The 12,964-nt window shown below is 61.3% G+C and carries 8 protein-coding genes and 1 pseudogene; 3 read left to right on the forward strand and 6 right to left on the reverse strand.

Translation table 11 applies throughout. The features are described 5' to 3' along the window. A partial coding sequence (locus HV770_RS37465; protein ID WP_175166440.1) for a YadA family autotransporter adhesin occupies positions 1–1,758 on the forward strand: 1,758 nt, incomplete at its 5' end. Between the two features lie 17 nt (positions 1,759–1,775). After that, positions 1,776–2,609 (forward strand): OmpA family protein, encoded by an 834-nt coding sequence (locus HV770_RS37470; protein WP_175166441.1) that lies wholly within the window; start codon positions 1,776–1,778, stop codon positions 2,607–2,609. Positions 2,610–3,144: 535 nt separating this feature from the next. On the opposite strand, the pseudogene HV770_RS37475 reads toward HV770_RS37470, so the two are convergent. Together HV770_RS37475 and HV770_RS37480 are read right to left on the reverse strand one after the other, a co-directional pair. Beyond that, positions 3,145–3,300: pseudogene (locus HV770_RS37475) on the reverse strand (IS256 family transposase); the annotation flags it as partial. 329 nt (positions 3,301–3,629) lie between these two features. Continuing rightward, a complete protein-coding gene (locus tag HV770_RS37480) occupies positions 3,630–3,809 on the reverse strand; it encodes a hypothetical protein (protein WP_175166442.1) in 180 nt (59 codons plus the stop codon). 798 nt (positions 3,810–4,607) lie between these two features. On the opposite strand from HV770_RS37480, the gene HV770_RS37485 reads away from it, so the two are divergent. Then, entirely contained in the window at positions 4,608–5,177 is a 570-nt protein-coding gene (locus tag HV770_RS37485; RefSeq protein ID WP_175166443.1) for a TetR/AcrR family transcriptional regulator, read from the forward strand. A gap of 141 nt (positions 5,178–5,318) precedes the next feature. Here HV770_RS37485 and HV770_RS37490 read toward each other — a convergent pair whose 3' ends face one another. The 4 genes from HV770_RS37490 to HV770_RS37505 form a co-directional block, all read right to left on the reverse strand. Beyond that, positions 5,319–6,308: a LysR family transcriptional regulator gene (locus HV770_RS37490; RefSeq protein WP_175166444.1), complete on the reverse strand. Its 990-nt coding sequence runs from the start codon at positions 6,306–6,308 to the stop codon at positions 5,319–5,321. Positions 6,309–6,461: 153 nt separating this feature from the next. Then, positions 6,462–7,943 carry an efflux transporter outer membrane subunit gene (locus HV770_RS37495; RefSeq protein ID WP_175166447.1) on the reverse strand — a complete coding sequence of 494 codons (1,482 nt, stop codon included), beginning with the start codon at positions 7,941–7,943 and terminating at the stop codon, positions 6,462–6,464. 56 nt (positions 7,944–7,999) lie between these two features. Continuing rightward, positions 8,000–11,137, reverse strand: a complete 3,138-nt coding sequence (locus tag HV770_RS37500) for an efflux RND transporter permease subunit (protein ID WP_175166445.1) — start codon at positions 11,135–11,137, stop codon at positions 8,000–8,002. Between the two features lie 14 nt (positions 11,138–11,151). Then, on the reverse strand, positions 11,152–12,306 hold the full coding sequence (locus HV770_RS37505; protein ID WP_425497561.1) for an efflux RND transporter periplasmic adaptor subunit: 1,155 nt from the start codon (positions 12,304–12,306) through the stop codon (positions 11,152–11,154). Positions 12,307–12,964 lie beyond the last annotated feature (658 nt).

Raw genomic sequence — 12,964 nt, forward strand, 5'->3', positions numbered from 1 at the left:
GACGCGAACACCACCGCGATCTCGGACATCGATAACGGCGCAGGCATCAAGTACTTCCACGCGAACTCGACCGCCGCCGACAGCCAGGCGACCGGCACCGACAGCGTCGCGGTCGGCCCACTCGCCGTGGCGACCGGCGCGAACAGCCTCGCGGCGGGCAACGGCGCGCATGTGCAGGTTGACAATGGCATCGCGCTCGGGGCGCAATCGAGCGTATCGGTCGCGGGCGGGGTCGCGATTGGTTCGGGGTCCGTAGCGGACCGGCCGGTCGCGCCGGGCATCGGTACCGTTCCGGTCGGACTCGGGGTTCCCTTCAATACGAATACCGGCAGCCTGGCCGGCTCCATCTCGTTCGGCAGCTCGGCGAACGGGGGCACCTACCGGCAACTGACGAACGTCGCCGACGGCAGCGAAGCGCACGATGCGGTGACGGTCGAGCAACTCGGCAATTCGCTCGCGGCGTTCCAGACAACCGCGACGAAATACTTCCACGCGAATTCGACGTTGGCCGATTCGCTCGCGGTCGGCGCACAGTCGATCGCCGTCGGGCCGCAGACGGTCGTCAACGGCGACAACGGCGTCGGCATCGGCAACGGCGCGACGGTGCAGCAGTTCGCGCCGGGTGGCGTCGCGATCGGCGAACAAGCAAACTCGGGTCAGGTGGACGCCATCGCGCTCGGCGCGAATGCAAACGCGAACGCGGCCGAAGCGATCGCGCAAGGCGCGAATTCGAGCGTCACGAACGTCGGTGGTATCGCGATCGGTTCGGCGTCGACCAGCAGCGCGGTCGACGCGGTTGCGATCGGCTCGGGCGCGACCAGCAACGCGACCGATGCACTCGCGCTCGGCGCCGGCGCAAGTGCGACCGAGGCGAACAGCATTGCGCTCGGCGCCGGGTCGCAGACCACAATCGGCGCGCTCAGCAACTACATCGCATATGGGCTGGGAAGCCCGCAGTCGTCGGCGGGCGAAATCAACGTCGGCAATCGGCAGATCACGGGCCTCGCGCCCGGACGCTTGGGCACCGACGCCGTCAACGTCTCGCAGCTCGATGCGGTGGCAAGCCAGCTCACGACGCTGATCAGCCAGAGCACGACCAACAACGGCGGCAGCTACACGTCCACGCCCGGTGCCAGCAACCCCACGGGCCCTTCCTCGACCGGCTCGAACTCGTCGGCGGGCGGTTCCGGCGCGGTGGCCTCGGGCTCGAACAGCACGGCGGTGGGTAACGGCTCGCAGGCCACGGGCAACGGCTCGACGGTGGTGGGCACAGGCGCGAACTCGTCGGGCAGTGGGTCGGCGGCCATCGGCGCAGGCAGCAATGACGGCGGCCGTTCGAACGTAGTCGCCGTGGGCTCAGCAGACTCGACGCGTCAGGTCATTAACGTCGCCGCGGGCACGGCCTCCACGGACGCCGTCAACGTTGGGCAGCTGAACGCGAGTGTGAGCAACACGCTCTCGCAGGCGAACAGCTACACGGACAGCCAGGTGGCCGGTCTGCGCAACAGCCTCGACTCGTACCGCCGCGACGCCGACGGCGGCACGGCCACGGCGATGGCCGTGGCCGGCTTGCCGCAGCCGTCCGGTCCCGGCAAGAGCATGGTCTCTATTGCCGGCAGTGTGTACCGGGGTCAGTCGGGCCAGGCGCTTGGCCTCTCGACGATCTCCGAGAACAACCACTGGATCTACAAGGCGGCCGTGTCGACCAATACGCGCGGCACGTACGGCGCCGTGGTGGGCGCGGGCTATCAGTGGTAGATGCACGAGACAAGCCGATGCGAAACCTCAAACGGAACAACAAGCTAACCATGAAATTTCAACAGGCCGTGCTGCTTTCGGTGTGCCTCGCCGCTGCCGTCGCCATAGAGGGATGTGCGGTGCCTCGCACGCCGCCGCAGTTTCCGGATGCCGCGGCCGCTTCGCCCGCGGGCGGCACGTTCGTGAACGTCGCGAACCTGCGCAACGTGAAGGAGGGGCTCAACAAGGACCAGCTCTACGAGCTGATAGGGCCGCCGCAGTTTCATGAGTGGTTCGTGGGCAACCACGTCTGGAACTACCTGTTCGACTTCCGTCGCGGCGACGAGGTGGTGTCCTGCCAGTACCAGGTGCAGTTCGACAAGAACATGCGCGTGAGCGCGACGTACTGGCGCGACCCGCAGTGTGCGGAGTTCGTGCGCGAAGCTGCGGCGCCCGCCGCGGCCCCAGCGAACGGGACGAAGCCGGCACCGCTCGAACAGTTCACGATCGAAGGCGAGGCGCTGTTTCCGTTTTCGAAGTCAAGCCTCGATTCCATGTTGCCAGGCGGGCGCGCGCAACTAGACGCCACGATTGAGAAAATCCGCGCCGAAGCCGGCACGACGCGCATTGACGTGGTGGGCCACACGGACCGTATCGGTTCAAACGAAAGCAATCAGACGCTCTCGCAGGCGCGCGCCGAAACCGTAAAGCGCTACCTGGTAGCACATGGGATCGACGCCGGGCGCATTCGCGCTGATGGCGTCGGACCAATGCAGCCGGTCTCGCATTGCCCGCCCGGCGCAACGCCCGCCGTCATTGGCTGCCTGCAGAAAGACCGGCGGGTGACCATTACAGTGTACGGGCGGAACTGAGTTTGTCGTTCTTGCGGTCATCAATAAGTCAGCCCTGTTCCAGCTGAGACTTGAAACCGGTAACTGGTTGGTCATAGCACTTCCAGCATGCTTTAAGTTCTTGAAGGCCGCGTAAGGTTTAGGCCGGAGCCACAGAACCGGCAGGAGCCCCTTGGGCTAGGCAATCCAGCCGACGACAACAATCGATGATAGTGTCGCCACGACAAGTGGCGCCACCCCATGTCCGTATTCGCCGTGGACTGCGACCGTTGCCAGCGCAGCCAACATCATGGTCCAGCCGAGCACCCAGCCTGACAGCCTCGTCCGTGGTCAAGCCAGCAAAACGGCGGTCATGAGCTGCAAGGCTTCGCCCCAGCTGGGCTGCGACTTCATCTGCGCTCGACCATCGAGCCAGCCGCGACGACGCGATGCACGGACCACGCGGGCCCGCGCTCCAAACGGCTGTCCAGTAAGGTTCTGCCGCCGTCGGGGATCCGTTTGATCGCCTGTTGACACTCTTATTGGCGCGACGGTGACAACTGTAAGACGGTCTACGGCCGGCCGCCGTCAACACCTCCCGCTCGGGCAGATGGCCGTTGCGCACCGCGGCGCGCTTGCCATGCAAAGTCTTGATGTTCGCGAACCGCTCCAGCAGCGAGGACAGCTCAGCTTCAATCGCTAGCTGGATCACCTGCCGCGCGCCTTGCCGGACCGGCAAAGGGCTTATCTAAATACGGCGCGCTTAATCGAGTTTCTTTTTTATCGATTCGCGGCGCGTTAGTCGGGTAGCTCCCGTTTCGTTTATGGCCGGCGCCCATGAAGCAGACACCGGGACGTGTTACGAGCGATTGTTTGGCCGGTTCGCTACTAATTCCGGGTGAGCGGCCACTACGTGCTATGTTTCGACTGAATCGGCTCCTTTCATTTTATGATTAGTTTTATAGTTTTAAACTTGCATATGAACCGCGAGGAAAGGCGGGCATTGCCTATGTACTCAAGCATCGAAGTAAATGTGATTTGTTAGGCTAGTTCAATGACCCCTTAAACCAACGCGGTGATGTTCATGATCGATTTATCGAAGTCATGGGTGTACTGCTGGCCGGTCGGCGGTGTATTAACAATCTTGGTGGCCATTGGCGCCCGAGCGACACCTCCATGCCCAGCCTGGGTAGTTACCCCGGCCGGGAGCGCATTTAATCTAGCGGCGCTGATTTCGGACAACGGTTCTCCGGCAGCGGCCCTTGAGAAGGTGCGCAACGCATTGGCGCGCCTAAACGATGGTGGTGAATGCGAATCAATAGGCGTCGACCCCGCTGCATGCGCGGAAACGATTACACTCGCTCACAAAGCGATTGTGGCCTTGGAAAGATGTGGGGCACAAAATGCCCCGGCCAAGCCGGCCCCAAAAACGCGGCAGCCTTTGGAAACGGAAAACGAGCCACGCCCGTAGGCAGACGATCGGCGACCTTGGCGCCTAACGCAGCTGCGCCGTCCTCACCGCGGTGACTCCACGATGTACACACCCGTCAATGCAGGTTTCGCCTTGCTACCCATGCCGTCCCCTCTTTGCGGTCGCAAAGCGCAAGCCAGAAGGCTCTCCGTCCTTCACCGGTGAGCAGGCACCATGTCGCCAAACCAGGTTGAGGTCCGTCACCTCGCGTCCACGAAGGGTTGATTGGCATAGCGCGGCCCGCGCAAGGTCCGATCTGGCCCACGCGGCGACACCGAGTTGTCCTGACAGGGCCAGTACGATGAGGCCCGTGGACAACAAAGGTAGTTGAGTAAGGCGCTGCCAGCGGCGAGGCGATCCTGAAACCAGCACAGTGGACCTGCGATTCCCACTCTGCATGCCGATCGCTGGCCCGAAAAAGGTAGACAGCAACTTAACCTTTAATCTGTTGCAATCACCCCTTCCGCTACCCCTGCCGCTTCGTCCCCGATGCCATCAGCGTCTTTCCGACTTGCGACCGAAATCGAGATGTTGTATAACATCTAAAACTTCGGTACATCATTGCCCCCATGAGAAAGTCCAGACAGGAGACCGCCGAAACCCGCCAACGCATTCTCGAAGCTGCGTCCAGCCGCTTCAGGGAAAGCGGCATTGAGGGCACCGCACTCGCCGATCTGATGGCGCAGGCTGGTCTTACGCACGGCGGATTCTACAAGCACTTTGCATCGAAAGAACAGGTGGTGCTCGAGTCGTTGCAACTCGCGGCCGGCTCGGTGCGCGAAAGCATGGAGTCTTCCCTGTCGCGCTCGGCCGGCACGCCCGGTCTGAATGCGGCAATCAGCGACTATCTTTCTGCCGAACACCGGGACGATCCAGGCGGGGGCTGCCCGTTTGTTGCGCTCGCGAGCGAACTGGCTCGCGCCAGCGGCGAGGTTCGCGACGCGACGACGGAGGGCATGCTGAAGCTGGTCGACTTAATCGAGAATCGTCTTCCCGAACTTCCGCGTGCTGCTGCAAAAAAGAAGGCACTCGTCATACTGTCGACCATGATGGGCGCACTGACCATGTCGCGCATGGTCAACGACGAGCAGCTCTCAGCGGCGATTCTGCGTGAAGCCAGGAAAGCAGTGCTGCAATGACTCCTGCTTCACCGCAGGTGTTCTTCTCCGTTGCCGGACCATCGTGCGTAACGTCCATCGGTAGGCGGCCGCAGGCGTGCTATTCAGTTCGCCGTTGATGACGGGAACTACTTTGGTCCCGCCCTTACAGATCCGCTTCCGTTACCCGCATGCCATAAGCCGCTCAGAGGTAACCCCGGGGTTGACGCGATTGCCAGTGGACGGCTGATCCTTCGAGTTGAGCTCACTCGACAACAACGGACAATCTTCGAACAGCCCGGCAAGCCACTCCACGAAGACGCGGGCTCTAAGCGAAACGTGTCGATTGTGCGGATAAACGGCTATAACCGGAATCGGCCGTGGTCGCCATTTTGAGAGCACTTCCACTAGTTGGCCTGACTCCATGTACTGTGCGAGTACGAACCCGGGAGCCTGCACCAACCCTGCGTCACGAGCACTGCACATCCCACAGGCCTCTTCATCGCTGATCGCGAGCATTGCAGACATCCCGACTTCGACTGAATCGCCGTCGATATCGAACATGAAGTTAGTGACCTTTTTGGAACGTCTCGAGAAGCATTGCACCGAACGATGCTGCTGCAGATCCTCGACCCGTTGAGGTTCGCCGTACCGGCGAAGATAGTCGGGACTGCATGCTGTAATACGCGGCACGTCGCCAAGCCTGCGACTGACACCATTCCCTTCATCAGGTTCCTCGAAACGGATTGAACACTCCACGGACTCGTGGGTCGGGTGAGGCTGCCCATCATCCAGTTCGATCACCAGTTCAATATCGGGGAACTGTTTGTGGAAATCATCCAGGCGAGGCACAACGACAAGTCGTCCGAGCGTCGTCGGCATCTGCACGTGAAGGCGCCCTCGCGGTCTGTTTGGGGCGCTCGAAAACAGATCTTCCGCCTCATCAATCCCGGCCAGAATCCGTATGCAGTCCCGATAGTATTGCGCGCCTTCCGGCGTGAGGCTAAGGCGCCGGGTCGTTCGCTGCATCAGGCGAATCCGAAGATATGCTTCAAGCTTGCCCACGATAATTGACACCGTCGAGCGCGGAAGCCGAAGCGCGTCCGCCGCTTTCGAGAAGCTGTTCAGCTCAACCACCTTGGCAAAGACCTGCATTGACTGAAACCGGTCCATATCGTCTCACTTGCTGCCTTGCGCCGTCCTGGAACCGGCACAAGGCAGACCACAGCAACAAATCGTTCTCAGCGATGCTGAGACAAACGTTCTGAAGACCAGGCTCAATTGAAGCGGAGAGCGGATCCCGCCAAAGTCAACGAGCCGGGAGTCTTACCTCGTCGGACCTGCCGCTCGCGACTCGTTCTGTGTCACCTTGGCGTCGGAGCGGACATCCCAGCCACCACCGAGCGCACGGAATGCGCCCACGGCAGCGCGCGCGGTATCCGCCCGCGAGCTATCCAGGTCGTCACGCGCGACGAGGAGTTGACGGTCCGCGTCCAATACGTCCGTGAGGGTTATGGCGCCTGCCCTATAAGCGCGTTCGGACAGATCCCGGGCGCGCGTCAGCGATGTCACTTCAGCTTGTAATTCCTGTCGCCGGGCCTCTGTCTGGGTAAGCGCTGTGAACGCATTCTCGACGTCCTCCGCAGCCTTCAGGACCGCCTGGCGATATACAGCGAGCGCCTCCGCGTTACCGCCCCTCGCCTGCTTGACTTCTGCATCCACCTTCCCGAAGTCGAACAGACGCCACCGTAACGCCCCTGTACCGATGGGCTGAAACGCCCCCGCAGTAAAGAGGTGGTCGGTGCTGACACTGTCAAAGCCCAAGGCACCAGAGAGCGAGATCTTCGGGTAATAGTCCGAGATCGCCGCGCCAATTCGCTCACTCGAAGCGGCCACTCGCCGCTCCGCCGCGATAACATCGGGTCGGCGTCTCAGCACGTCCAGTGGACCGACGTTATCGTCGATCCTGGGAATCGTGGGTATGGTGGAGGGGGCGGCCAGCTCCTGCGCGTACGTTCCCGGTTGTGCGCCCATGAGCACGTCCAGCCGGTTCAGTTGGCCCTCCAGTGCCGTGCGCAGCGTGGGCACGGTGGACCTTGCCTGCTTGAGCAGTGCGTCCGCCTGTGCAATCTCGCGCTCGTCCGCGGCACCCGCGCGACGCCGGACCCGGACCAGTTCAAGCAGATGTGCGTCGGTCTCGATCTGGTCTTGCGCCACCGCGAGCCGGGCCTGAAATCCCCTGATCTGCAGGTAGGCGTCGGCTGCGTCGGCGGCCACGGTAATGCGCGTGCCGAGTTGCTCAGCCTGGGCCGCTTCCGCCTCGTCTCGGGCCGCTGTCGCACTGCGCCGCAAGCCGCCAGCGAGATCAATCTCCCAGCTGGCGGCGGCACCGACGTTGTACTCGCGCTGGTCGCGGCTATAGCCCGGGAACGTTTTCGCGATCGAACCGACCGGACTATGCAGGCTCTGGTGCTCAGCAGTGACGCTTGCGTCGAAATCGAACGTTGGCAGAAGCTGAGCACCGGCGCTTGCGGCGACCGCTCTCGCCTGCTGGACGCGGGCAAATGCCGCTGCAAGGTCGAGGTTCTGCGCGAGCGCACGCTGGACCACCGTGACCAGCATCGGGTCGTTAAAGCCCGTCCACCATGTGTCCAGCTGCGCGGCGGCTGTTGTCGCGTGCTGGCTACTGGTCGCAATGCGGTTGTGGAACGCGCTCAGATGGGCAGTGGGCACCACGTAGTCGGGACCGACCGCGCAACCGGATACGGCTATCGCCAAGGCGAGACTGGCGGCCGTGACACAGAGCATCTTTCCCGGCCTTTTGCGTACGGCAAACACGCTGCGTTCAGCGGCAATAGAAGAAGTCATGTGCGCTCCTTGCGGCCGACCCTGCGAATAAAGACATAAAAGGCCGGAGTGAACAGCAACCCGAAACAGGTCACGCCGAGCATGCCGAACAGCACTGCCGTGCCCAACGACTGCCTCATTTCCGCGCCAGCACCCGTCGCCACAGCAAGCGGCGCGACGCCCAGGATGAAAGCGAAAGATGTCATCAGGATGGGACGTAGCCGCGTACGTGCAGCATGCACGGCGGCATCAATTGGGCCGCAGCCTTCGTCCTCCTTCTGACGTGCGAACTCGACGATCAGGATTGCATTCTTCGCGGCGAGACCGACCAGAACGACAAAGCCGATCTGCGCGAGGATATCGATCGGCATGCCACGGGCGATCAGGCCGGTAACCGAGGCCAGAATGCACATCGGTACGATGAGGACGATCGCAAGGGGCAGTTTCCAGCTCTCATACTGCGCGACGAGAACGAGAAACACGAAGAGAGCCGCCGCACCGAAGACCAGAAGCGTCGGGGTGCCATGTTGCTGCTGCTGGTAGGCCAGGTCCGTCCATTCAAAACCGATGCCTTGTGGCAGAACCTCGCGGGCAAGCTCTTCCATGCGATGCAGTGCCGTGCCGGTGGCAACGCCCGGCGCTGCGACGCCCTGGACTTCAGCCGCCGGGTACAGGTTGTAGCGCGGTACGCGATAGGGAATCGTACGGTTTTCCATTTGCGCCACCGTGCCGATCGGTACCATTTCACCCGACTGGTTTCGCGCCTTCAGTCGGGTAATGTCCTGCGGGGCATGCCGGAACTGTCCATCAGCCTGAACGATGACCTGATAAGTTCTGCCCAGATAGTTGAAGTCGTTCACATACTGCGAACCCAGATAGACCTGCAGGGTGGAAAAGACATCCGTGGGTGTCAACCCAACCTTTTCTGCTTTCACACGGTCAATGTTCGCGAAAACCGACGGCGACCCCGCGTTGAACAGCGTGAAGACCCCAGCAAAACTCGGATCCCTGTTCGCCGCGGCAACAAGGGCATTCGCCGCATGCACGAGCGCCTCCGACCCGAGCCCCGCGCGGTCTTCCAGCATCATCTTGAATCCGCCTGAATTGCCGAGCCCCTGTACAGGTGGCGGCGGAATGGTCAGCACGTATGCATCCTTGATGACAGACAGGCGTTTGCGCAGATCGGCCAATACCGTGTTCGCTGTCACCCCCGGAAGCTCGTGGTTATAGAGCGACGGCAGCCCCGAAAAAATCGTTCCCGAGTTCGATGCAACGGTCAACGTTGTCGCGTCAAGCCCTACGAACGGGGCAACGTGTTCAATGCCGCGCGTGGACAGGATAATGTCAATTGCATCCCGGACGACCTTCTCGGTACGGTCCAGCGACGCTCCCGGAGGAAGCTGCACCACGGTAATCAGATAGCCTTGATCCTGCTCCGGAATAAAGCCGGTTGGCGTGCGCGAGAACTCGAAACCGGTAACGCCTATCAGTACCACGTAGATTGCAAGAACAACAGTCAGGCCACGAACGAGACGACGTGTGACGTTTCCGTACCCAAACGACAGCTTGTCGAAACCCCGGTTGAAGCGGTCAAAGCCTGCGTGCAGCAGACGCTGCCCAAGTCCCGCACGCGACGCGTCGTGTGGCTCGTGTGACTTGAAGAGCACCGCGCAAAGGGCCGGACTGAGAGTAAGCGACACAAAACAGGAGATCACCGTTGACGCGGCGATTGTCACCGCAAACTGGCGAAAGAATAGGCCCGAGATACCGCTCAGGAAGGCAGAGGGCACAAAGACCGCACATAGTGTCAGCGCAATGGATAGGAGTGCGCCGCCCACTTCGTCCATCGTCCGGTGCGCGGCCTCGGCTGGCGACATCCCCGAGCGCATATTGCGCTCGACATTCTCGACCACAACGATCGCATCATCGACGACAATTCCGACCGCTAGCACGAGGCCAAATAAAGACAGGTTATTGAGCGATATCCCGAACGTCGCGAGCACGATGAAAGACCCGAGCAGTGAGACGGGAATTGCAACGACCGGGATAATCGTGGCCCGCCAGTTCTGCAAAAACAGGAAGACGACACCAACAACCAGCAGGATGGCGACGAAGATCGTGACAATCACCTCGTCGACAGACTTGCCGATGAAGATGGTCGGATCGTAGATGATCTTGTAATCCATTCCCGGCGGGAAGTCGTTCTTCAACCCGCGCATGGCGGACAGAACCTGCTGTTCAACCGCAAGCGAGTTAGCGCCCGGCTCCGCATAGATGAGCAAGGTCGACGCATTGTCGCGATCCATGAACGCTGTCGAGCCATAGTCTGCGGCCCCCACTTCGACACGAGCGATATCGCGTACGCGCGTCACTCGTCCCTGGGTGTCGGACTTAACAACCACATCCGAGAATTCCTGCGGAGTTGACAGCCGGCCCAGCGCCTCGACGTTGATCTGATAGGCATCGTTCCCCGCCGTCGGCGGCTGGTTCAGGACACCGGCCGAGACCTGCAGGTTCTGCGCACGCAGTGCCGTGAGCACTTCGCTGGCGTTCATGTTGTTTGCGGCAACCTTGTCCGGATCGATCCAGACACGCATTGCATACTCCCGCGCGCCCTGGAACTGCACATCGCCGACACCCTGCAACCGCGCCAACGTATCCTTCACGTGAAGCGTCGCGTAGTTCGAGAGATAAAGCGTGTCGCGCGATTTGTCCGGCGAGTAAAGGTGAACGGCCAGAAGAATGCTAGGCGTCGACTTCCGGACCTGAACACCAAGGCGCTGGACATCTTCCGGAAGACGGGGCAATGCATCCTGAACGCGGTTCTGCGTGAGCATCTGCGCGACATTCAGGTCTGTGCCGATACGAAACGTCACGGTGACCGTCAGCCTCCCGTCGCCCGTCGACTGACTGCTCATGTAGAGCATGTTTTCGACGCCGTTGATCTGTTGTTCCAGCGGTGTGGCCACGGTGCGTGCGATCGTTTCCGCAGACGCGCCTGGATATGACGTGGTCACCTGCACGGTGGGCGGAACGATCTCCGGGTACTGGGCAACAGGCAGCACGAACATCGCGCCCAGGCCGATCAGCGTGAGAAATGCGCTGACCACCGTCGCGAAGCGCGGCCTGTCGATAAAGAAATGGGCAATACGCATGGCTTCGCTATCCGCTAGTTCTGTTGAGGCTCATAGCGGATCGCACCAGCGCGCGTCGCCACCTTGCTACCGGGAGCTGCATAAGGCAGGCCGTCGACAATCACGCGATCGTCGCGGGACAGGCCCGAGCGGATCACGCGCAACCCGCCGCGTATATCGCCGATCTCGACATGCTTCGGCGCCACCGTTCCGTCATCGGCAACCGTCATCACGACATGTTCCGACTGGTCTGGCAAGACGGACGCATCGGGCACGAGCAATGTCGGCGTGGGATGTGCTACTGCAAGCCGCACGCGCGAGAACTCGCCGGGCGTAAAGCGCAGATCGGCATTGGGAACCGTCGCTCGAGCGTGGATTGTTCCACTCGAGCGGTCCAGCACGTTGTCCACGAAATCGAGCGTGCCCTGCCGGGTGTACGTGGACGAATCGCCCGATGCCAGTTCGACGCGATTCGCAGGCAGTCCTTTCGTGTCACCGCGATAGCGCGAAAACGACTGGAAATCCGCTTCGCTCATATCGAAGTCAAGGTAGACCGGATCCAGCGAGACGAGCGTCGCGAGCAATGTCGTCGGACTCGTCGCGGCGCGGCTGCCTGCGACCAGATTGCCAACGGAAACGAGATGCCTGCCAATGCGCCCGCTGAACGGTGCGGTGACGCGACAATGATCGAGATCGAAACGGGCGTCCCGGATCTGCGCCGAGGCGTCGCCCAGCGCGGCCTGTGCTGCATTCAGTTCGGATGTACGCTGCTCGACGTTCTGCTTCGTGCCGGCGTCATTGCGCTCCAGGTCCTGTGCACGCGCCAGCTCCTGTTTCGCGAGAGTCAGGCGCGCCTCGGCAGTTTGGCGCTGCGCAGTTGCCTGCGCAAGCCGGATTTCGTACGGCACGGGATCAATGGTGAACAGCAGATCGCCTTTGTGAACGATGTCGCCGTCCCGGAAGTGAACACCCGTGAGCGTGCCGCCCACCTGCGCGCGGAGTTCCACCTGATCGACCGCCGAGAACTGCCCCAGAAACCCAAGTCGCGTATCGAGATCTCGCAAGAGCGGCTTGCTGACTGACACCTCATGAGGAGGCACCGGCCGCGCATTGGCGACGCTGCCGCCCCCACCATGCGGGTAGAAAAACCACGCGCCCCCGCCCGCAATGATCACAACTGCCGCTGCCACCCACGTTCTCGTGCGAAGCCCCTTTGGCGCATGCCGAGGGCGGCGAACCGTTTCGCCGTCCTCCACTCTTGTTTTCGTGTCCACCTTCAATCACCTTGAAAAGTGTTGCCGTTCGCCCTTTCATGAAATGGCGCCTTCATTGACCGGCGCAGGACCTGATTGCGCCATGCGGACAACAACACGGTTATTTAGATTTCGTACGCACTCTAATTCAAGTTAGATTATCAGCGAAATCCATTTGGTCAAGCGTTTTCAAAAGAAGTCTGCACGCCTCATTGAACAAGCATCGATGCATTAAAGGCCCAGCGGTGCTTCGGCGGATTATTCGTGCCTGCCGGTAAGTGTGTTCGTCGTCAACAGGTATATATGGCGAGCCTCATGCGCTACGCTGCGCTAGCGGATCGCATGCGCGATGCATGGCATCGACGGGAAGAAGAGGCAATACCGGTCGGTTGCGTTTGTACTTTGCGACGCGAAGGAGCGCTCCTCCATACCGATCCTTCCTTTGTCGCAGCGCACGTTCTCGGACGTGCGTTTTTTTATTGGGCAGCGGCCTCAAATCTGAAGTGCAACACCTATCTCGTATAAGGTGTTGCGATGCACGAAAGAACTCAGTACCAGCAACTTCAACCTGAAGAGCGTCTGACCATTGCAAGCC

The organism is Paraburkholderia fynbosensis, from assembly GCF_902859935.1.
GTDB classification, from domain to species: domain Bacteria; phylum Pseudomonadota; class Gammaproteobacteria; order Burkholderiales; family Burkholderiaceae; genus Paraburkholderia; species Paraburkholderia fynbosensis.